The organism is Telluria beijingensis (assembly GCF_030770395.1).
Classification (GTDB): domain Bacteria; phylum Pseudomonadota; class Gammaproteobacteria; order Burkholderiales; family Burkholderiaceae_D; genus Telluria; species Telluria beijingensis.
Genome location: NZ_CP132480.1, coordinates 5,877,061 through 5,898,386, shown reverse-complemented (window position 1 = coordinate 5,898,386; position 21,326 = coordinate 5,877,061). Strand labels below are relative to the sequence as shown.

General features: G+C 65.9%; 20 protein-coding genes and 1 pseudogene. 16 read left to right on the top strand and 5 right to left on the bottom strand.

Annotated features, from left to right (window positions below; translation table 11 throughout):
• Position 1: 1 nt before the first annotated feature.
• The 3 genes from Q9246_RS25970 to Q9246_RS25960 all read left to right on the top strand — a co-directional run bounded on the left by Q9246_RS25970 (position 2) and on the right by Q9246_RS25960 (position 2,471).
• Positions 2–724 carry an MOSC domain-containing protein gene (locus Q9246_RS25970; RefSeq protein ID WP_306394285.1) on the top strand — a complete coding sequence of 241 codons (723 nt, stop codon included), beginning with the start codon at positions 2–4 and terminating at the stop codon, positions 722–724.
• A 202-nt stretch (positions 725–926) separates the two neighbouring features.
• Positions 927–1,301, top strand: coding sequence for a YfeK family protein (locus Q9246_RS25965; protein WP_306394284.1), 375 nt, complete (start codon positions 927–929; stop codon positions 1,299–1,301).
• 171 nt (positions 1,302–1,472) lie between these two features.
• Positions 1,473–2,471, top strand: a complete 999-nt coding sequence (locus tag Q9246_RS25960; protein ID WP_306394283.1) for a tetratricopeptide repeat protein — start codon at positions 1,473–1,475, stop codon at positions 2,469–2,471.
• Between the two features lie 21 nt (positions 2,472–2,492).
• On the opposite strand, the gene Q9246_RS25955 is transcribed toward Q9246_RS25960, so the two are convergent.
• The 3 genes and pseudogenes from Q9246_RS25955 to Q9246_RS25945 form a co-directional block, all read right to left on the bottom strand.
• The gene (locus Q9246_RS25955; protein WP_306394282.1) at positions 2,493–2,873 is read right to left on the bottom strand and encodes a SirB2 family protein; all 381 of its coding nucleotides are present in this window, start codon (positions 2,871–2,873) and stop codon (positions 2,493–2,495) included.
• A 76-nt stretch (positions 2,874–2,949) separates the two neighbouring features.
• Complete coding sequence (locus Q9246_RS25950) at positions 2,950–5,421, bottom strand: adenosylcobalamin-dependent ribonucleoside-diphosphate reductase (protein ID WP_306394281.1); 2,472 nt, start codon at positions 5,419–5,421, stop codon at positions 2,950–2,952.
• A 200-nt stretch (positions 5,422–5,621) separates the two neighbouring features.
• Positions 5,622–5,849: pseudogene (locus Q9246_RS25945) on the bottom strand (accessory factor UbiK family protein); the annotation flags it as partial.
• A 250-nt stretch (positions 5,850–6,099) separates the two neighbouring features.
• Between Q9246_RS25945 and Q9246_RS25940 the strand changes: the two are divergent.
• The 4 genes from Q9246_RS25940 to gshA all read left to right on the top strand — a co-directional run bounded on the left by Q9246_RS25940 (position 6,100) and on the right by gshA (position 10,150).
• Positions 6,100–6,834: a TorF family putative porin gene (locus Q9246_RS25940; protein ID WP_306394280.1), complete on the top strand. Its 735-nt coding sequence runs from the start codon at positions 6,100–6,102 to the stop codon at positions 6,832–6,834.
• A gap of 19 nt (positions 6,835–6,853) precedes the next feature.
• Complete coding sequence (gene glnK / locus Q9246_RS25935) at positions 6,854–7,192, top strand: P-II family nitrogen regulator (RefSeq protein ID WP_292030538.1); 339 nt, start codon at positions 6,854–6,856, stop codon at positions 7,190–7,192.
• 14 nt (positions 7,193–7,206) lie between these two features.
• Positions 7,207–8,607, top strand: coding sequence for an ammonium transporter (amt, locus tag Q9246_RS25930; RefSeq protein WP_306394278.1), 1,401 nt, complete (start codon positions 7,207–7,209; stop codon positions 8,605–8,607).
• A 241-nt stretch (positions 8,608–8,848) separates the two neighbouring features.
• A complete protein-coding gene (gshA, locus tag Q9246_RS25925) occupies positions 8,849–10,150 on the top strand; it encodes a glutamate--cysteine ligase (RefSeq protein WP_306394277.1) in 1,302 nt (433 codons plus the stop codon).
• Positions 10,151–10,191: 41 nt separating this feature from the next.
• On the opposite strand, the gene Q9246_RS25920 is transcribed toward gshA, so the two are convergent.
• Positions 10,192–10,905, bottom strand: coding sequence for a class I SAM-dependent methyltransferase (locus tag Q9246_RS25920; protein ID WP_306394276.1), 714 nt, complete (start codon positions 10,903–10,905; stop codon positions 10,192–10,194).
• Positions 10,906–11,075: 170 nt separating this feature from the next.
• Here Q9246_RS25920 and gshB point away from each other — a divergent pair, with 170 nt between their 5' ends.
• The 8 genes from gshB (at position 11,076) to Q9246_RS25880 (ending at position 18,358) form a co-directional block, all read left to right on the top strand.
• Positions 11,076–12,020 (top strand): glutathione synthase, encoded by a 945-nt coding sequence (gshB, locus tag Q9246_RS25915; protein WP_306394275.1) that lies wholly within the window; start codon positions 11,076–11,078, stop codon positions 12,018–12,020.
• A 4-nt stretch (positions 12,021–12,024) separates the two neighbouring features.
• Positions 12,025–12,426 carry a PTS sugar transporter subunit IIA gene (locus Q9246_RS25910; RefSeq protein ID WP_005667799.1) on the top strand — a complete coding sequence of 134 codons (402 nt, stop codon included), beginning with the start codon at positions 12,025–12,027 and terminating at the stop codon, positions 12,424–12,426.
• 69 nt (positions 12,427–12,495) lie between these two features.
• Positions 12,496–12,765: an HPr family phosphocarrier protein gene (locus Q9246_RS25905; protein WP_137171564.1), complete on the top strand. Its 270-nt coding sequence runs from the start codon at positions 12,496–12,498 to the stop codon at positions 12,763–12,765.
• A gap of 41 nt (positions 12,766–12,806) precedes the next feature.
• Complete coding sequence (ptsP, locus tag Q9246_RS25900; protein WP_306394274.1) at positions 12,807–14,576, top strand: phosphoenolpyruvate--protein phosphotransferase; 1,770 nt, start codon at positions 12,807–12,809, stop codon at positions 14,574–14,576.
• 62 nt (positions 14,577–14,638) lie between these two features.
• The gene (gene metX, locus Q9246_RS25895) at positions 14,639–15,775 is read left to right on the top strand and encodes a homoserine O-succinyltransferase MetX (RefSeq protein WP_306394272.1); all 1,137 of its coding nucleotides are present in this window, start codon (positions 14,639–14,641) and stop codon (positions 15,773–15,775) included.
• The gene (metW, locus tag Q9246_RS25890; protein WP_306394271.1) at positions 15,772–16,389 is read left to right on the top strand and encodes a methionine biosynthesis protein MetW; all 618 of its coding nucleotides are present in this window, start codon (positions 15,772–15,774) and stop codon (positions 16,387–16,389) included. The genes metX and metW overlap by 4 nt, the downstream gene beginning before the upstream one ends.
• A gap of 177 nt (positions 16,390–16,566) precedes the next feature.
• Positions 16,567–17,412 (top strand): M48 family metallopeptidase, encoded by an 846-nt coding sequence (locus tag Q9246_RS25885; protein WP_306394268.1) that lies wholly within the window; start codon positions 16,567–16,569, stop codon positions 17,410–17,412.
• A 7-nt stretch (positions 17,413–17,419) separates the two neighbouring features.
• The gene (locus Q9246_RS25880; protein WP_306394267.1) at positions 17,420–18,358 is read left to right on the top strand and encodes a pseudouridine synthase; all 939 of its coding nucleotides are present in this window, start codon (positions 17,420–17,422) and stop codon (positions 18,356–18,358) included.
• Positions 18,359–18,367: 9 nt separating this feature from the next.
• Here Q9246_RS25880 and Q9246_RS25875 read toward each other — a convergent pair whose 3' ends face one another.
• On the bottom strand, positions 18,368–19,138 hold the full coding sequence (locus tag Q9246_RS25875) for an exodeoxyribonuclease III (protein WP_306394265.1): 771 nt from the start codon (positions 19,136–19,138) through the stop codon (positions 18,368–18,370).
• Positions 19,139–19,354: 216 nt separating this feature from the next.
• On the opposite strand from Q9246_RS25875, the gene Q9246_RS25870 reads away from it, so the two are divergent.
• Positions 19,355–21,313, top strand: coding sequence for a hybrid sensor histidine kinase/response regulator (locus tag Q9246_RS25870; RefSeq protein ID WP_306394263.1), 1,959 nt, complete (start codon positions 19,355–19,357; stop codon positions 21,311–21,313).
• The last annotated feature ends 13 nt before the right edge of the window (positions 21,314–21,326 follow it).

The following is a 21,326-nucleotide window of genomic DNA, read 5'->3' as shown; positions in this document are numbered from 1 at the left end:
CATGGAAGCATTCCGCCCGCGCCCGATCGAGGCGCTGCTGACCGGCCGCGCGCGCCCGATCGGCGCCCCCGGCGCCGTTGAAGTCCTGAGCGGCATCGGCAAGCAGGCGCGCCAGGGCGCGCTGTGGCTGGCGCTCGACGGTCTCGAAGGCGACGAGCAGGGCGACCGCGTCTACCACGGCGGTCCAGAAAAAGCGCTGCACCACTACGCCGCCGAACATTACCCGCAGTGGCGCGACTGGTATCCCGGCAGCCCGGTACCGTATGCGGCGGGCGCCTTCGGCGAGAACATCTCGACGCACGGCATAAGCGAGCGCGACGTGCATGTGGGCGACGTATTCCGCGTCGGCGAGACGCTGGTGCAGGTATCGCAGGGGCGCCAGCCGTGCTTTCGCGTCAACCTGCGTTTCGGCCGGCCGGATGCGGCGCTGGCGCTGCAGTCCAGCGGCCACACGGGCTGGTACTACCGCGTGCTGCGCGAGGGTTGGCTGGCGGCGGGCGATGTATTCGAGCTGGTCGACCGCACGTGCCCCGACTGGCCATTGGCGCGGGCGATCGCCGCCATGTTCCCCATCGACCCCGGCGCACCCGGCCTGCGCGACGAGTGGCTGCGGGCGTCGCAGCTGGCGCCGCTGGTCCCACGCTGGCGCACGACCTTCGAGCGCCGCCTGGCGAGCGGGCAGATCGAGGACTGGCATCTGCGGCTGAACGGCCCGCCGGTGTGAGACAGGAATTAGTTGCAGCGCACGCCTTGCAACTTTCGCCAGGCCTCCGCTATAATGCGGCCTCGCTTACGCGACCACGCAACACCGATTCAGGAGAGGTGGCAGAGTGGTCGAATGTACCTGACTCGAAATCCGTTACTGCCACTGGCAGTAACGACTCCCCGCGAAGGCGGGAACCCAAGTTACCTATTATTTGCCGTCCATGATGAAATCCTGCATCGTCGCCATCGCGCTCATCATCCTGCCCCAGATGTCCCTGGCCGCGCCGCCGCCCGCGGCGCGCCAGGAAATCGCCCACCTGATCGCCTACCTGACGTCTTCCGGCTGCAGCTTCCAGCGCAACGGCAGCTGGCACGACGCGGCCGACGCCGCGAAACACATCCAGCGCAAATACGACTACCTGCTCAAGCGCGACCTGGTCGCGTCGAGCGAAGATTTCATCGCGCGCGCCGCGACCGAAAGCAGCCTCAGCGGCAAGCCCTACCAGGTCCGCTGCGGCGGCAATGCGCCGTCCGCCAGCGCCACCTGGCTCAAGACCGAGCTGGCCAAGTACCGCAACGCGCGCCCGGCGCGTTGATCCAGCGCACCGTGAGGTTGATGGTTTAAATGGTAACTATTCTTGCTGCATTGACTCTTCCATACATTCCGTGTGACGATTTGTTCCAACTCAGATAACAACAATAATCTGATCGCACAAGCGAACCGGCCGCCACGGAAAAGGCCAGGTCTCGCGACGAGAGGGAATGCAATGCTGGCTAAGGGCTTGGCATGGTGGGTGCCGGTGTTGCTATTGGGTGTCGGGTGCGATGTCGCGCACGCGGTCCAGACCGAACCCACCGCACGCCTGGTGCACGAGAAGCGCTTCGGAGAAGCGCGCCGCGCGATCGAGGCCAGGCTGGCGCGCGATGCCACCGATCCGGTGGCGCTGGCCGCGTCGGTCGACCTGCGCATCGCGCGCAGTGGTCCGGACGACTTGCTGCAGGCGCGCGCCGAGGCCGAGCGCTGCGTGCGGGCCCATTCGGACAGCAGTCGGTGCGCCGAAGCGTTGGGCAACGCCTTGACGGCGCAGTCGCGCGCGGGCGGCGCGATCGCCTTGGTGCGCAATGCGCGCGTCACCCGCGACGCGCTCGAACGCGCGCTGCGCTTCGATCCGATGAACTACCGCGCGTGGGTCGCGTTGATGCGTTTTTATCTCGACACACCGTTCTTCCTTGGGGGGAGCGAAGTGCGCGCGCGCGAACTGGCCACCGAGGCGCGCTACACCGATCCCGACCTGACCCGCCTGATGCGCGCCATCTACGCGCTGGAAGAAGGCAAGCGCGACGAAGCCGAGCAGCACATCCTGGCCGCCGACCTGCGGGAATACGTACTGGTGCAGGGCTGCCAGCGCGAGCTGCTGCTGACCCTGGCCACCGCCCATCTCGACGCCGGCCGCCATGCGCAGAGCAGCCGGCTGTTCCAGGAACTGAGCCGCCGGCTGCCGTCGAGCGAACTTGGCCCCTACGGCCTGGCGCTGGTGGCGCGCGCCCAGGGCCGGCTGGCGGATGCCGCGCTCCACCTCGAGAAGGCGGCGGCGATCGCGCCGCGGCCCTATGTCTACAAGACCCTGGGCGAAGTCTACGAGGAGCGCCACGACCGGCCGCGCGCGATCGCGGCCTACCAGGCTGCGCTGACGGGCGTCCCGCCGCTCACGCGCGGCGACCAGGCACAGGTGACGGCGCACCTGGCGCAGCTGCGGCGGCATTGACGTTCGCCGCCGCCGCGTCGTTCAGATGGCGACCAGGGGATTCTTGGTCACCGCTACCGCCAGGATGTAGCCGAAGCAGGCCAGCGCGCCGGCGAAGGCGAGGGCGCGCACCTGGCGCGTGCGGCCGCGCTTGAGCGCCACCGTGCCCAGGCCGATATAAGCGACCAGGGCCACCAGCTTGGCCGTCAGCCACGGCGACTGGCCCGGATACTGGCTGCTCCATACCGCCAGGCCGATGGCGCTGGCCAGCAGCAGGGTGTCGACCACGTGCGGTGCGATCCTGACCCAGCGCGCCTGCAGCTTGGGCGATTCGGCCAGCATCCACAGGCCGCGCAGCAGGAACAGGGCGCCGCTCAGGATGGCGAAGGTCATGTGGACGTGCTTGAGGGCGTAATAGCTCATCGTGCGGGCAGGGTTGGTGGCAACCCCGGCAGTATGCCTGAGCGGGGCCTGCGGCCGCCTCTTTTCAAAGCACCGGTCAACCGCACTCGCCCACATAATGGCAGGATGCGCAGCGCGAGCAGCCGTCGACCTTGCGCAGCGCCAGCGCGCCGCATTCCGGGCATTTGGCGCCGTTCATGACGGGCAGCGGCTCGGCCGGAGTCTCCGCCTGCAACTGCGGCCCGGCACCTTGCATGCGCTGCCCGAGCCGCAGCGCCAGTTCTCCGACAGGCACCTGGTTGCCCTGTTCGTCGAGGAAGCCGCGCCGGATCAGCATCCGCTGCAGCATGAAGGCGATCGCCGCCACTTCCGAGTCGTGGTACACCGGCACCCGCACCCCATCCTCGCGCGTGATGTGGCCGCAGCGCACCGGCCCTTTTTCCCACACCACCTCGCGCATGTCGGCCAGGGCGCGCGCGATCGGGCCGCCGGCGCGCGCCACCATCGACAGCAGCCGCATCGAGGCCGTGATCCACTGGTGGCCGCCGGTGCGCTGGTTGGCCGGCATGAAGAATTCGAAGGGCCGTTCGACCGTGACGGGCCGGCTTTCCCATACGCCATCGGCGCGCAGGAAGCTCACCGTCAGGTAGGCGGTCTTGCGGCCTTCCTGGGTCGAATACTCGATCTTCGAGGTCACCGATTCCAGTTCGCCCAGCGGACGGTGCTCGAAACGCTTGCGCAGCGGGTCGTCATCGGGCGCCGGACTAGCGCCGGCGGGCGTGACCGGTGCGTCGTCCGCCCTCGATAACACGCTGCCCAGCACCGCATTCGGCCGATAGGTCGCCAGCCCCTTCAAGCCGGCGCGCCAGGCTTCCAGGTACAGGTCGCGGAAGTCATCGTAGGGATAATCCTCGGGCACGTTGACCGTCTTCGAGATCGCGGTATCGATGAAGGGCTGGACCGCCTCCACCATGCGCAGGTGGTCCAGCGCGCGCATCTCGAGCGCGGTGACGAAGCTCGCGGGCAGCTCGGCGTCGCCGTGCAGTTGCCGGTACAGGCGCCAGGCGTGGTCGCTCACCTCATAGCTGCGCGTGCCGCCGTCCGCGGTGCGCTTCTTGCGCCGGTAGGTCCAGGAATAGGGCGGCTCGATGCCGTTCGAGGCATTGTCGGCGAAGGCCAGCGAGATGGTGCCGGTCGGCGCGATCGACAGCAGGTGCGAGTTGCGGATGCCGTGCGCGCGGATGGCATCGCGCAGCGCCTGCGGCAGGCGGCCGATGAACTGCCCCTGCAGGTAGCGGTCGGCGTCGAACAGGGGAAAGGCGCCTTTTTCGCGCGCCAGGTCGATCGAGGCGGCATAGGCCGCGTCGCGCAGTTCGGTCGCGATGCGCGCCGCCATGGCGCGGCCGTCGTCGGCGTCGTAGCGCAGGCCCAGCATCGCCAGCGCGCTGCCCAGGCCCAGGAAGCCCAGGCCGATGCGGCGCTTGGCGCGCGCCTCGGCCGCCTGCTGCGGCAGCGGCCACTGGGTGGCGTCGAGCACCAGGTCGAGCATGCGCACCGCGACCGTGGCTACCTCGCGCAGGCGCGCGAAGTCGAGACTGGCCTCAGGCGTGAAGGCCGCATCGACGAAGGCGGCCAGGTTGAGCGAGCCGAGGTCGCAGCAGCCATACGCGGGCAGCGGCTGCTCGCCGCAGGGATTGGTGGCGCGCAGTTCCTCGGCATACCAGAGGTTGTTCTCGGCATTCATGCGGTCGATGAACAGCACGCCCGGCTCGGCGTGGTCGTAGGTCGAGCGCATGATGCTTTCCCACAGTTCGCGCGCGCGCACCTGGCGGTAGACCCACGGGCCATCCTCGCGCCGGTGGCCGCCGGCGGACAGGATCTCGTCGCCCGGCTCGGCCGCATGCACCAGCGCGAACGTCTCGTCATGTTCGACGGCGCGCATGAAGGCATCGGTCACGCCGACCGAGAGATTGAAATTGGTGAACCGGCCGGTGTCCTTGGCCGCGATGAAGCGCTCGACGTCGGGATGATCCACGCGCAGCACGCCCATCTGGGCGCCGCGCCGGGCGCCGGCCGACTCCACGGTGCGGCAGGAGGCGTCGAACACTTCCATATACGAGACCGGGCCCGAAGCGCGCGAGGCGGTGCCGGCCACCTTGCTGCCGAAGGGACGGATGGCGCTGAAGTCGTAGCCGACCCCGCCGCCGCGGCGCATGGTCTCGGCCGCTTCGCTGAGCGCGGTATAGATGCCGGGCAGGCCGTCGTCGCTGCCCGAGATGGCGTCGCCGACCGGCTGCACGAAACAGTTGATGAGGGTGGCGCGCAGGCCGAGGCCGGCAGCGGAGGCGATGCGCCCGGCGGGGATGAAACCCTGCTGCTGGGCCCACAGGAAGCGCCGTTCGCAGTCGGCGCGCTGCGGCGCCGGCTCGAGGGCGGCCAGGGCGCGCGCGATGCGCTGTTGCACTTCGGCGATCGTGCGCTCGTCGCCCTTGGCGTATTTTTCGTGCAGCACGTCCAGCGACACTTCTTGCGCGGGCAGGGCGCCGGACGCTGCGTCAGGTGCATTCATGCCGGTCGCCCTGTCCATGAATGCACCCCTGTTCAGGGTTTGTTGATCGGCGTGTCGCCCGATTTGTCCAGGCTTGGCGGCAGCACGATGGTCGGATCCTCGGGCTGGGCCGGGAACGGCGCGGTGGCCGACGGCGCGGCGCCGGGCGGTGGGGTGGTCGATGCCGCTGCCGATGATGTGGTCGACGCGCCGCCGGCCAGGCGTGCTTCGAGCTCGATCACGCGCAGTTCGAGCGCTTCCAGCTTGGCGCGGGTCTTGGCCAGCACCTGGGCCTGGATATCGAATTCCTCGCGCGTGACCAGGTCGAGCTTGGCGAAGCCCGAAGTCATCGCCGCCTTGACGTTGCGCTCGATGTCCTTGGCCGGTCCACTTTCGAGCGCCTGGTTGATCTTGCCCTGCAAATCGCTGAAGAAGTTGCTGTTGTTCATATCCCTATCCCTTTCTGACGAGGCTGCATGCACCAGCGCGGTGCAAACAGGCCTGATTTGGTGCGTCGCGCGAACCGGCGGACGCCTTTCGCGGTCGATTGTATTGGAGCAAATCGTATGTGGTGCGTGTTTACCAAAAAAACAAGGCCATTTTTCATGCTTTATGAGCTGGCACACATCCTGCTAAACGAAGGGTGGAGAGATAAAAAAGGATTCCAAACGCAGTAATTGTTCATCAAGGGGGTTTGTCATGAAGTGCAATGCAAAATTTAACGCAATCAGCCTGGCGATTCTGGCTTTCACCAGCATCCCGGCCATGGCACAGGAACAACCCGCCGAACACCAGGTGAGCTACAACGCGAGCATCACCAGCGAATACCGTTACCGCGGTCTTGCGCAAACCGATTTCGACCCTGCCGTGCAAGGCGGCGTCGACTACGTCCATAGCCCATCCGGCTTTTACGTAGGCACTTGGCTGTCCACCATCAAATGGACCAAGGATCTGGGTGGCGACGGCAATATCGAATGGGACGTCTACGCCGGCAAGCGCGGCCAGCTGACCGACACGGTCAGCTACGACGTCGGAGGACTGTATTACTACTATCCGGACAATAGCCTGGATCCGAGCGCGAACACCTTCGAGCTGTATGGCCGACTCGGCTTCGGTCCCGCCTACATCAAGTATTCGCACTCGACGACCAATCTGTTCGGGACCGCCGACAGCAAGCAGAGCGGATACCTGGACGTGGGCGCCGACATCGACGTGGGCAATGGCTTCCTGCTCAACCTGCACGTCGGCCGCCAGCGCGTCAAGAACAACAGCCCGGCGTCGTACACCGACTACCGGGTTGGCGTAACGAAGGACTTCGGGGTCGCCACCGTGGCCCTGGCCTGGCACAAGGCGAATACCGACGCCTACCTGAGTCCGGAAGGCAAGAACCTGGGCAAATCGGCCGCCGTGCTGTCCGTGTCAAAAACTTTTTGATAGCAAAAGAGGCAATACCATGAAAATGATTACCGCCATCATCAAGCCCTTCAAGCTCGACGAAGTGCGTGAAGCGCTGTCGGAAATCAACGTGCAAGGCATGACGGTGACCGAAGTGAAGGGTTTCGGTCGCCAGAAGGGCCACACCGAGCTGTACCGTGGCGCCGAGTACGTTGTCGATTTCCTGCCCAAGATCAAGATCGAAGCCGCCGTCGACGATGCCATCGTCGACCAGGTAATCGATGCGATCCAGGGCGCCGCCCGCACCGGCAAGATCGGTGACGGCAAGATCTTCGTGGCCGACCTGTCCCAGGTCATCCGTATCCGCACCGGCGAGACCGGCAACGACGCACTGTAAGAAGGAAAGTGTTCATGAAGCATATAACGACAAAAATCCTGTCCGCCATGCTGGGCCTGGGCCTGGCCCTCCCGGCCATGGCGGCGCCGTCCATCAACAAAGGGGATACCGCCTGGATGTTCGTCGCCACCCTGCTGGTCATCATGATGGTAATCCCGGGCCTGGCGTTGTTCTACGGCGGCATGGTGCGCGCCAAGAACATGCTGTCGGTCCTGATGCAGGTCATGATGGTGTTTTCGCTGATCATCGTGCTGTGGTGCCTGTACGGCTACTCGCTGGCCTTCACCGGTAACAATGCCTTCATCGGCGGCTTCGACCGCGCCTTCCTGCAGGGCATCTGGGACCCGGTCGCCGGCACCTTCTCGATGGGCGCGACGTTTACCAAAGAGGTGATGATCCCCGAGTTCATCTTCGTCGCCTTCCAGGGCACCTTCGCCGCCATCACCTGCGCGCTGATCGTCGGCTCGTTCGCCGAACGCGCCAAGTTCGCCGCGGTGCTGGCCTTCATCGTGATCTGGTTCACTTTCGCCTACCTGCCGATGGCGCACATGGTCTGGTTCTGGGCCGGTCCGGACGCGATCACCGATGCCGCTTCGCTGGCCACCGTCAGCGCCGGCGCGGGCTACCTGTGGCAGCAGGGCGCGCTCGACTTCGCGGGCGGCACCGTGGTGCACATCAACTCGGCCGTAGCCGGCCTGGTCGGCGCCTACGTGATCGGCAAGCGCGTCGGCTATGGCAAGGAATCGATGGCTCCGCACTCGCTGCCGATGACGATGGTCGGCGCCTCGCTGCTGTGGGTCGGCTGGTTCGGCTTCAACGCCGGTTCGGCGCTCGAAGCGGGCGACGTCGCGGCGCTGGCCTTCATCAACACCCTGCTTGCAACCGCCGCCGCCACCGTGTCGTGGGCCGCCGGCGAGTGGATCTTCAAGCGTAAACCTTCGATGCTGGGCGCCGCCTCGGGCGCCATCTCGGGCCTGGTGGCGATCACCCCGGGCGCCGGCTTCGTGGGGCCGATGGGCGCCTTGGTCATGGGCCTGCTGGCTGGTATCATCTGCCTGTGGGGCGTGACCGGCCTGAAGCGCATGCTGCGCGCCGACGATTCGCTCGACGTGTTTGGAGTGCACGGCGTGGGCGGCATCCTGGGCGCACTGCTGACCGGCGTGTTCGCGGCGCCGTCGCTGGGCGGCCAGGGCGTGTGGGACTACACCACCAATGCCATGGCCACCGGCTACTCGATCGGCAGCCAGGTGCTGGTGCAGGCGCACGGCGTGGTCGTGACCGTCGTCTGGTCGGCGATCGTGGCCTTCATCGCCTTCAAGCTGGTCGACATCGTGATCGGCCTGCGGGTGCCTGAAGACGAAGAGCGCGAGGGCCTGGACATTACCAGCCACGGCGAATCGGCGTACCGTTACTGATATAGTCCAGCAGCACAAGCGTTAGCAGTACAAGTACGTCGTCCCCGCGCAGGCGGGGACCCAAGTTTGCTAGCATGGTGGCTACGTTTTACGTAGTGCCAGTGCAGGGAACTTGGGTCCCCGCCTCCGCGGGGATGACGTTTTTGCGTTATTGGCAACGCCTCTTTAAAAAGGGCAGGTGCACCCCATATGACATATCCGAATTATTAACAACAAGAAGCGCATAACAAGGACGTCCTACATGGTTCCGCACCTCGCCACCGCCCAGACCGGTCCGCTGCTCGACCTGGAAAAGAAGATTCTCGAAGCCACGCCCGCCATCGAGCGCTGGTTCCGGCTCGAGTGGCAGGAGCACACACCGCCGTTTTATTGCTCGGTCGACCTGCGCAATGCCGGCTATAAACTGGCGCCGGTCGACACCAACCTGTTCCCGGGCGGCTTCAACAACCTGCCCACCGAGATGCTGCCGCTGACGGTGCAGGCCGCGATGGCGGCGATCGACAAGTATTGCCCGGACGCGCGCAACCTGATCCTGGTCCCGGAGACGAATACGCGCAACCCGTTGTACCTGCAGAACGTGGCGCGCCTGATGCAGATCTTCCGCCAGACCGGTCTGCACGTACGCCTGGGTTCGTTCTCGCCGGACGTCACCGAGCCGACGCCGCTAGCCCTGCCTGACGGCAATATGCTGGTGGTAGAGCCGCTGGTGCGCTCGCCCAACGGGCGCCGCGTCGGCCTGGCCGATTTCGATCCCTGCACCATCCTGCTGAACAATGACCTCTCGGCAGGAATCCCGGCCATCCTCGAGAACGTGCACGAGCAATCGCTGCTGCCGCCGCTGCATGCGGGCTGGGCGCTGCGCCGCAAGAGCAACCACCTGAAGGCCTTCGACGAGGTGGCCAAGAAGTTCGGCAAGCTGATCGACATCGATCCGTGGCTGGTCAACCCGCTGCACAGCAAGTGCGGCGAGGTCGACCTGCGCGAAAACGTCGGCACCGAGGAGCTGGCCGACAATGTGTCGGCGCTGTTCTCGAAGATCAAGAAGAAGTACAAGGAATATGGCATGAAGGAGCGCAAGCCCTTCGTGATCCTGAAGCCCGACGCCGGCACTTATGGCATGGGCGTGATGACCATCAAGGACGCCAGCGAGGTGCGCGACCTGACCCCGGCCCAGCGCGCCCGCATGTCGGTGATCAAGGATGGCGTGGCCGTGACCGACCTGATCATCCAGGAAGGCGTGCCCACGTTCGAATCGATCGACGACGCCGTGGCCGAACCGGTGGTGTACATGATCGACCGCTATGTGGTGGGCGGCTTCTACCGCGTGCACGCCGAACGCGGCATCGACCAGAACCTGAATTCGCCGGGCTCGCAATACGTGCCGCTGGCCTTCGCCCAGCAGCATGCGGTGCCCGACCTGAAAGCCAAGCCGGGCACGGCGGCGCCGAACCGCTTCTATGTGTATGGCGTCGTGGCGCGCCTGGGCATGCTGGCGGCGTCGCTGGAGATGGAACGCACCGATCCGAATCCGGAAGTTTATTGACCGGGGCTGGCCGGCGCCGCTGGTACATGGTTGGCGCCGGTTCATTCATCCTTGCGCACTACATACATGAAGTGCGAGCGCAGCACCGGCGCCAGCGCCGTTAACAGCTCTGACACCATGTACGGCGCGACGGCCAGCAGCCGGTGGATGGGCGGCGCCAGCACCAGGCTGCGGTAGCGCTGTTCGCGTCCCGGCCACCAGGCTTGCAGCTCGGCCCGCGTGACACGGCGCACATTGCGGTTGCGTGGGTTATCGTAGCGAAAATCGAACACCAGGCACCAGCCGCCCGGGCGCAGCGCGCTCCACATCTGGGCCGCGAGTTCGCGCCGCAGGGCCGGATCGAGCACCGAGGAAAACACCGTTTGCGCCGTGACGAGGTCGTAGCCCGCCGGCGGCAGCGCGTCGAGCGTGCCCAGGTGCCAGCGCACCCCGTGCGCCGTACATCGGCGCGCATGATCGAGCCGGTCTTTTTGCAGCTCGGTGCCGGTGAGGTTGCCTGGCTTGGCGCCCCAGTCGATCATCTGGCGCAGGAAGCCGCCGGTGCCGCAGCCGACGTCGAGTACTTGTACGGCAGACAGGTCTGAACCGACCGTGCACGAAAGCAGTTCGGCAAAGCCGCGCGCACGCGCCGCCACCTGCTGCAGGATCTCGGGCCGGTGCCAGGCATAGCGCGCCAGCGCGGCGCCGCCATGCCAGTTGCGATAGACGTCTTCGATGCGCTCCTGCTCGGCCTGTTGGCTTGGTTGGGTATCCATGCCTCCATCCTCCTCCGTGATCGTATTGACATGCTTGAGGTGTCTCAGTCGCGTCGCGTGATACCCGACAAATTGCCGGGATGCATTTTCAAGTCTGAACGGATGAGGCCCCGGTCCGCGAGATTTGCCGTTTCGGGCTAAAATCAGGCATTACCTCGAATGGACGCCCCATGAAAATCGCCTTTCTCGCCGACCCTCTGTCCGGATTCAAGATTTACAAGGATTCGACCTTCGCCATGATGCGCGAGGCGGCGCGGCGTGGCCATGCCATCTACCACTTCGAGCAGCGCGACATGGTGCTCGAACAAGGCGTCGTCAGCGCGCGCGTGGCGCAAATCCACCTCACGGGCGATGCCGACGAATGGTACCGAGCCGATCCGGCGGTGGACGTCAACCTGGGCGAATTCGACGCCATCCTCGAGCGCAAGGATCCGCCGTTCGACATGGAATATGTCTACGGCACTTATCTGCTGGAACTGGCCGAGCGCCAGGGCGTGTGCGTGATCAACAGCCCGCGCGCGATCCGCGACCACAACGAAAAGATGGCCATCGGCCAGTTCAGCGACTACACCTCGCCGACCATGGTCACGTCCGACGCAGCGCGCCTGCGCGCCTTCCACGCCAAGCACGGCGACGTGATCTTCAAGCCGCTGGACGGGATGGGGGGCGCCGGCATCTTCCGGGTGAAAAGCGATGGACTGAACCTGGGCGCGATCATCGAAACGCTCACCGACAATGGCCGCAACACCATCATGGCCCAGAAATTCATCCCGGCCATCGAGAAGGGCGACAAACGGGTGCTGGTCATCGGCGGCAAGCCGGTGCCCTTCGTGCTGGCGCGCATCCCGCAGGGTGGCGAAGTGCGCGGCAACCTCGCCGCCGGCGGCCTGGGCGTGGCCCAGCCGATCAGCCCGCGCGAGCGCGAGATCGCCGAAGCCATTGGCCCGGTGCTGGCCGAGCGCGGCCTGTTGCTGGTAGGATTAGACGTGATCGGCGACTTCTTGACCGAAGTCAACGTGACCAGCCCGACCTGTTTCCAGGAGATCCATGACCAGGCCGGATTCGACGTGGCCGCGATGTTCATCGACGCGGTCGAACAAAAGGTAAACAAATAACATCATGGTAGGCATCCTGCTCCTGACCCACGCGCCGCTGGGCCAGGCTTTCATCGCGGCAGTGGCGCACGTGTTCCGCGGTCCGACCGAGCGCTTCGAGGCGATCGACGTGGCCGCCGACCAGGACATCGGCGAGGTCAACGGCCTCGCGCGCGAGGCGATCGCGCGCCTCGACGAAGGCGACGGGGTGCTGGTGATCACCGACGTCAAGGGCGGCACGCCGTCCAATTGCTGCAACTCGCTGGCCGACGCCGGCCACGTGGAAGTCATCGCTGGCATCAGCCTGCCGATGCTGCTGCGGGCGATCACGTATCGGCGCGACACGCTCGACGTGGTGGTCGAGATGGCGCTGGCGGGCGCCCAGAACGGCGCGGTGCGGGTGGATAACCGGATCCGGGTAGGGTAGGCGGCCATGGCAGGCCGGTAGTGCATGCGCCGGGGGGCGCGATTCGACAAGACCAACGATAAAGCGAATATGATTCAACAAGAACTCGAGATCATCAACAAGCTGGGACTGCACGCCCGCGCATCCGCCAAGTTCACGCAACTGGCCGCCAAGTACCAGAGCGACGTCTGGCTCACCCGCAACGGCCGCCGCATCAATGCCAAGTCGATCATGGGCGTCATGATGCTGGCCGCCGGCAAGGGCGCCAAGGTCACCCTGGAAGCCGACGGCAAGGATGAAGAAGCCGCCGTCGCCGCCCTGGCGGCCCTGGTCAACGACAAGTTCGGCGAAGGCGAGTAATGCCGCTGGATGCGGTAGCACTGCGCACGGCGGAATCTTCGATGGCCTCCTTCCTCCTTCACGGCATACCGGTCTCGCGCGGGATCGCGATCGGCCGCGCCCACCTGCTGACGCCGGCCGCGCTCGACGTCAAGCACTACATCGTGGCCGACGACCAGGTCGAGAACGAGGTGCGCCGCCTGCAGGACGCGATCGCCGCCGTGCACCGCAACCTGCAGGAGCTGTGGACCGACCTGCCCAAGGATGCCCCGACCGAGCTGGGCGCCTTCATCGACGTCCATGCCCTGATCCTGTCCGACCCGATGATCTCGGAGGCGCCGCTCGACATCATCCGCGCGCGCCACTACAACGCCGAGTGGGCGCTGGTGACGCAGATCGACGAACTCTCGGCGCAGTTCGACGAGATCGAAGACGAGTACCTGCGCGAGCGCAAGCACGACATCCAGCAGGTGGCCGATCGCGTATTGAAGGTCCTGACCGGCAGCGCCCTGAACGTGCCGCCGATCGTGGTCGACGAAGACCAGCCGCCGCCGCAGATGATCGTGGTGGCGCACGATATCTCGCCGGCCGACATGCTCGCCTTCCGCGAGCGCGACGGCGGGACGCCATCGTTCATCGGCTTCGTGACCGACGTCGGCGGCCAGAACTCGCACACCGCCATCGTCGCGCGCAGCCTGGACATCCCGGCCGTGGTGGGCATGGACCAGGCTTCGCGCCTGGTCGAGCAGGACGATTGGGTGATCGTCGACGGCGACGCCGGCGTGGTGATCTGCAATCCGAGCCAGCTGGTGCTCGAACAGTACCGCGAGCGCCAGGCGGCGCTGGCCAAGGCGAGAAAGCGCCTGCTCAAGCTCAAGAAGACGCCGGCCGTGACCCAGGACGGCACCCCGATCACGCTACTGGCCAATATCGAACTGCCCGACGACTGCCCGGCCGCGCTGGAGGCGGGCGCCAACGGCGTCGGCCTGTTCCGCTCCGAATTCCTGTTCATGGGCCGCGGCGCCCAGGGCCTCCTGATTCCGGACGAAGACGAGCAGTTCGAGCAGTACCGCAAGGCGGTGCTGGCGATGAAGGGCCGCCCGGTGACGATCCGCACGCTCGACGTCGGCGCCGACAAGCCGCTCGACCAGACCGACCAGACCGCGCTCAATCCGGCCCTGGGCCTGCGCGCGATCCGCTACTGCCTGGCCGAGCCGCAGATGTTCCTGACCCAGTTGCGCGCCATCCTGCGCGCGTCGGCCTTCGGCAAGGTGAAGATCCTGATCCCGATGCTGGCGCATGCCTTCGAGATCGACCAGACCCTGAACATGATCGAGCAGGCCAAGGCCCAGCTGCGCGACGAGAGTATCAAATACGACGAGGGCATCGAGGTCGGCGCCATGATCGAGATCCCGGCCGCGGCGCTGGCGTTGCCGCTGTTCGTGCGGCGCATGGATTTCCTGTCGATCGGCACGAATGACCTGATCCAGTATCTGCTGGCGATCGACCGGGTCGATTACGAAGTGGCGCACCTGTATAATCCGCTGCACCCGGCCGTATTGCAGCTGATCGCCTCGACCATCGCCACTGGCCGCAAGGCTGGCCTGGACGTGGCGGTCTGCGGCGAGATGGCCGGCGACGTCAAGCTCACCCGCCTGTTGCTGGGCATGGGCTTGCGCGAGTTCTCGATGCATCCGGCGCAGCTGCTGGCGGTGAAGCAAGAGATATTGAACACCGACCTGGGCGCGGTCACCACCCGTACCCGGCGCATCCTGCGCGCGATGGAGCCGGGCGAGATCGCCAGCGCGGTCGAGCAGTTGCAGACCCTCTGATTTTTCACCGCGGCCGCGCTCCCGGCGGCCGCGTGCACCACCCAACACATTTGAATACCCCCATGGGATCTCTTGGAATAGTCACACCGCAGGCGATGCATTTCGCCGAACCCCTGCGCCTGCAGAGCGGCGCCCAGCTCGGCGACTACACGCTGATGTATGAAACCTATGGCACGCTCAACGCCGACAAGTCGAACGCGGTGCTGATCTGCCATGCGCTCAACGCCTCGCACCACGTGGCCGGCCACTATGCCACGCCGAAAAGCGCAGGCTGGTGGGACAATATGGTCGGCCCGGGCAAGCCGGTCGACACCGACCGCTTCTTCGTCATCGGCATCAACAACCTCGGTTCCTGCTTCGGCTCGACCGGCCCGATGCACGTGAACCCGGCCACCGGCAAGCCGTATGGCGCCGCCTTCCCGCTGGTGACGGTCGAAGACTGGGTCGCGGCCCAGGCGCGCCTGGCCGACCGCCTCGGCATCGAACAATTCGCCGCCGTGATGGGCGGCTCGCTGGGCGGCATGCAGGCCCTGTCGTGGAGCATCATGTTCCCCGAGCGCCTGCGCCACTGCATCGTGATCGCCTCCACGCCCAAGCTGTCGGCCCAGAACATCGCCTTCAACGACGTTGCGCGCCAGGCGATCCTGACCGATCCGGACTACCGCGGCGGCGACTTCTACGAGCACGGCGTGGTGCCGAAGAACGGCCTGAAAGTGGCGCGCATGGTCGGCCACATCACCTACCTGTCGAACGACGACATGGCCGAGAAATTCGGACGCAAGCTGCGCAACGCGGCCGAAACCAACGACTACAACTTCGACTTTGGGATCGACTTCGAGATCGAGTCCTATTTGCGCTACCAGGGCGACAAGTTTTCGGAATACTTCGACGCCAACACCTATTTGTTGATCACCAAGGCGCTGGATTACTTCGATCCGGCGCGCGAGCATGGCGGCGACCTGACGAAGGCGCTGGCGGGAACGAAGGCCCAGTTCCTGCTCGCCTCGTTCACCACCGACTGGCGCTTCTCGCCCGAGCGCAGCCGCGAGATCGTCGAAGCGTTGATCTCCAACCGGCGCCGCGTCAGCTATGCCGAGATCGACGCGCCGCACGGCCACGACGCCTTCCTGCTCGAGGATGCACGCTATATGAACGTGGTGCGCGCCTATTACAACCGCATCGCGCTGGAGGTCGCATGAACTTCGACGACCTGAATACCCTGCGCCCCGACCTGGCCTTCATCGCGCACTGGGTGGGCGAGGGCGCCCACGTGCTGGACGTCGGCTGCGGCGACGGCGCCATGCTGCGCTACCTGGAATCCGGCAAGCGCTGCTCGGGCTATGGCCTCGAGATCGCCGACGACAAGGTATTGGAGAGCACCACGCGCGGCATCAACGTGATCCAGCACGATATGGAGAAGGGGTTGGGCCTGTTCGGCGACAATACCTTCGACACCGTGCTGTGCCTGAATTCGCTGCAGATGATGCAGCACGTCGAGGCGCTGCTGCGCGATATCGTGCGGGTGGGGACCGAGGCCATCGTGTCCTTCCCCAATTTCGCGCACTGGCCGCACCGGCTTGCGCTGCTCAAGGGCCGCATGCCGATGTCGCGTTCGCTGCCCTATAAATGGTATGACACGCCAAATGTGCGGTATGCCACGATCTACGATTTCCAGGAACTGGCGGTGTCGTGCGGCCTTGAAGTGCTGGAGTGCGTGGCGCTGGCCGATGGCGAGGTCGTTACATTCCTGCCGAACCTGCGCGGCAGCCTGGCGGTATTCCGTTTGCGCAAGAAAGCAACGCCAGCGCTGTAATGACGCTTATGTGCGTTCGCGGCTTGAGCGGACGCGACTTATGGGCCATGATCCTCGGCAATCCTGCGCGGGCGTGTTGCCCATTTTGAATAATTTCTGAGAGGATGGCGCTGCTAACAACAGCCTGTCGGTGACGAGATGATAAAACTGAAACGCCTTGCCCTTTGCCTTACCCTGATGAGCGCCACCAGCCTGGGCCTTGCCCAGGACAATAGCCAGGTGGTCCAGGACGGCATCGCGGTCAAGCCGCTGTCGCGCATGCGCGTGCTGGCGCCCGAAGAACAGGTCAACGAAGCCGCGCGCCAGCAATACACCGAGATGGTGGGCGAAGCCAAGCAGAAGGGCGTGCTGGCGCCGGAAGGCGACCCGCAGCTGAAACGCCTGCGCGTCATCGCCCAGCGCATCATCCCGCAGACCACGCGCTGGAATCCGGCCGCCAGCAAATGGGAATGGCAGGTCAACCTGTTCAAGTCCGACCAGGTCAACGCCTTCTGCATGCCGGGCGGCCGTATCGGCTTCTATACCGGCATCATCGAGCAGCTGAACCTGAACGACGACGAAGTGGCGGCCGTCATGGGCCACGAGATCGCGCACGCGCTGCGCGAACACGGGCGCGAGCGCCTGGCCAAGACCAATGTCACCGCTTTGGGCGCGCGCGTCGGCGGCGCGCTGCTGTCGGGGATCTTCGGGGTCGACCCGAACATCACCGGCACCGCCGCCAACTATGCCGGCCAGTTCCTGGTGCTGAAGTTCTCGCGCGACGAAGAGCGCGAGGCCGACCTGGTGGGCCTGGATATTTCGTCGCGCGCCGGCTACGACCCGCGCGCCGGCATCGCGCTGTGGCGCAAGATGGCGGCGCTTAACCAGAGCGCGCCGCTCGAGATCTTCTCGACCCACCCGGGCGGCGAGACCCGCATCAAGGACATGGAAGCGCACATGAACGTGCTGCTGCCGCTGTATGCGCGCGCCAAGAACACGACCGTCGCCAAGCTGCCGGCCTATAAAAGCGCGGCCCTGAAATGATGCATTGATGGGCCGTGTCGTCGTCAAGGGCCGGCAGGCCGAAGCCAATGCCCACGTGCCGCTGCCGACCCGCGACGGCGTCGCGCCCAGCTACCTGTGGCTGACCGAGACCCGCGCCGGCGGCATGCTGCGTTTTCTCTGCGAGCGGTTTCCGGACGTGAGCCGCGAGGCCTGGGCGGCGCGCCTGGCGCGTGGCGAAATCGTCGATGCCAAAGGCGCTGCCCTGGGCCCCGACAGCCATGTGCGGCAGGGCATGCGCATCTGGTATTACCGCGAGCTGGAAGCGCCCGAGACGCCGATCCCGTTCCACGAACAAGTGCTGTTCCAGGATGAGCACATCCTGGTGGCCGACAAGCCGCATTTTTTGCCGACCATCCCGACCGGGCGTTTTCTGAAGGAGACGCTGCTGGTGCGCCTGAAGCGCGCGCACGATCTGCCGCACCTGGTGCCGATCCACCGCCTCGACCGCGAGACGGCGGGCGTGGTGATCTTCTCGCACAATCCCGACTCGCGCGGGGCGTACCAGTCGATGTTCCAGAAACGGGTGGTGAGGAAGACCTACGAGGCGCTGGCGCCGGTCATGCCGGGGCGCGACTTCCCCTTTACCTACAGCAGCCGCATGCAGGATGCCGAGCAGTTTTTTGTGAGCGAAGAGGTGGAGGGCGAGCCGAATTCGGAGACACTGGTCGAGTTGATCGAGCAGCGCGGGCTGCTCGCGCGGTATCGCCTGCATCCGCATACGGGACGCAAGCACCAGCTGCGGCTGCACCTGTCGTCGCTCGGCGCGCCGATCGTGAACGATGCCTTCTATCCGGTGGCGCTGCCGTGCAAGGGAGATGACTTCAGCGCGCCGCTGCAGCTGCTGGCGCGCTCGATCGCGTTCGACGATCCCTTGAGCGGCCAGCCGCGCAGCTTCGACAGCCAGTTCACGCTCGACTGGCCTTGATGCGGACGATCAGCGCTCGTAGTCGATGATCAAGGGCGCGTGGTCGGAGAACTTGACGTCCTTGTAGACCGAGACCGTTTTCGCGCATTTGGCAATGCCCGGGGTGGCGACGTGGTAGTCGATGCGCCAGCCCACGTTCTTGGCATAGGCCTGGCCGCGGTTGCTCCACCAGGTGTACTGCTCGGGACGCGGATCCAGGCCGCGGTGCACGTCGACCAGGCCCAGTTCGTCGAAGATGCGCGTCATCCAGGCGCGTTCTTCCGGCAGGAAGCCCGAGTTCTTCAGGTTGCCTTTCCAGTTCTTGAGGTCGATCTCTTTATGGGCGATGTTCCAGTCGCCGCAGATCACGATCTCGCGGCCCTCGGCCTGCAGCTCCTGCAGGTGCGGCAGGAACACTTCCATGAAGCGGAACTTGGCCAGCTGGCGCTCGGGCGACGAGGAACCGGACGGCGCATACAGCGAGATCACGGTCAGGTCGCCGAAATCGCAGCGCGTGTAGCGGCCTTCGGCGTCGAATTCGACGCAGCCGAAGCCGATGCGGTGCTTGTCCGGGGCGCCGCGGCTGTAGATGCCGGTACCCGAGTAGCCCTTCTTCTCGGCGTAGTGGAAATGGCCGTGGTAGCCGTGCGGGCGCAGGAAGTCCTCGCTCATGTCGGCTTCCTGGGCCTTGAGCTCCTGGACGCAGATATAGTCGGCGTCTTGCGTGGCGAGCCACTCGAAGAAGCCTTTCTTGTGGGCGGAACGGATGCCGTTCAGGTTGGCGGAAATAATTCGTGGCATGATGATGGCGGTACGGGTAATGGATGGGCCGGAGTCATGGACTTCCGGCAACAAGCGGGACAGTGTAGCGCGTTTTTGAACCGTCCGTCATGCCTGCCGACTGTTGCGTAAATGCCGTAGGGAAGGTGAAGCTAGGCAACGATCTGTTACACTGGGCATTCCCTTCACGACTGGCCGCGCGCGATCGTTGCGCGTCGATGTCATTCTTCCTACTCCATGAACATTGACAAACCGCTCCTCGCGGACATCGTCGCTTCCGGCGCCTGTTCGCATGATGCCTCGACCGCCGAGCTGACCGACTTCGTGGAGAACGCGGTCGAAGGGCTGCACCGCGTCGGGCCGGACGGCACCATCCTGTGGGCCAACCGCGCCGAACTGCAGATGCTCGGCTATGAGTGGGACGAATACGTCGGGCGCCACATCGCCGAATTCCATGAGGATCCGGCCACCATCGACTACATCCTGGCGACCCTGCTGTCGGGCGGGACGCTGTACGACCAGCCGGCGCGGCTGCGCTGCAAGGACGGCTCGATCAAGCACGTGCTGATCCACTCGAACGGGCATTTCGAGGATGGCCGGCTGCGCCATACCCGCTGCTTCACGCGCGACGCCACCGAGCGCCAGCAGCGCGACGTGGCGCTGGCCCAGCGCGATGCGATGCTGCTCAACGCGCCGGTGGCGGCGGCCCTGCTGGTGGGGCCGGAGCTGCGCTTCCACCTCGTTAACAACCGCTATTGCGAACTGTTCGACTGCAGCGACCTGGTCGGCCGCACCTTCGGCGAGGCCTTTCCCGACCTGCATGGCGGCAGCGTGGCGGAGGAGATCGCGCGCGTCTTCGCGACCGGTACGCGCTACGAGGCCGAAGAACTGGTCCTGTCCCGGCTCGACGCCCAGGGCCAGCCTTGCGAGCGCTATTTCAAGTTCAGCCTGGAGCCGTTGATGGGGGCCGATGGCCGGCCCGAAGGCGTGATCGCGGTCGCGGTCGAGGTCACCGAACATGTGCGCAGCCGGCAGGCGATCGAGCGCGCCCACCGCGAGCGCGAGCAGTTGCTGGTCGACCTGCGGGCGGCCAGCCAGGCCAAGGACGAGTTCCTGGCGATGCTGGGGCACGAGTTGCGCAATCCGCTGTCGCCGATCGTCACCGCGCTGCAGCTGATGCGCATGCGCGGCGACGGCGCGCACAGCCGCGAGGGCGAGATCATCCAGCGCCAGGTGGATCACCTGGTGCGGCTGGTGGACGACCTGCTCGACGTGTCGCGCGTCACGCGCGGCAAGATCGAGCTCAAGGTCGAGCGGGTCGAGCTGGCGCGGGTGACCGGCAAGGCGGTCGAGATGGCGAGCCTGCTGGTCGAGCAGCGCGGCCACCGCCTGGAGGTCGACGTGGAGCCCGGCCTGGAGTGGGAGGGCGATCCGGTGCGCCTGGCGCAGGTGGTGTCCAACCTGCTGACCAATGCGGCGCGCTACACCGAGCCGGGTGGCCGGCTGTGGCTGCGCGTGCGGCGCGATGGCCCGGATGCGGTGGAGATCAGCGTGCGCGACACCGGCATCGGCCTCGCGCCGGAGGTGCGCGACCAGGTGTTCGAGCTGTTCTACCAGGGCAAGCGCAGCATCGACCGCTCGGAAGGCGGGCTCGGGATCGGGCTGGCGCTGGTGAAGAACATCGTCGAACTGCATGGCGGCAGCGTCCAGGCGCATAGCGAGGGCCGTGGCCTGGGCAGCGAATTCGTGGTGCGCCTGCCGCTGCGCAGCGCCATCGCCATGCAGGCGTTATTCGGGTCGATGCCGGCGGCGGAACCGCTTGGCGCGCCGCAGCGCGTGCTGCTGGTGGACGACAACGTCGACGGCGCCGATACGCTGGGCCGACTGCTGCGCGCGCACGGCCATGCGGTCGAGGTCTATCACGACCCGGTGAGCGCACTGGCAGCAGTCGATCGCTTCCATCCGACCGTCGCGCTGCTCGACATCGGCCTGCCGGTGCTGGACGGCTACCAGCTCGCCGCGCGCATCCGCGCGCTGCCGGGCGGGCGGGGCTGCCGCCTGGTCGCGCTGAGCGGCTACGGCCTGGCGGCCGACCATGCGCGCAGCAGCGCGGCCGGCTTCGAGCGCCACCTGGTCAAGCCGGTCGACCCGGGCGAGGCCGCGCGGGTAGTCGCCGCCGCGGCCCCGACGGATTAAAATAGCCGCTTTC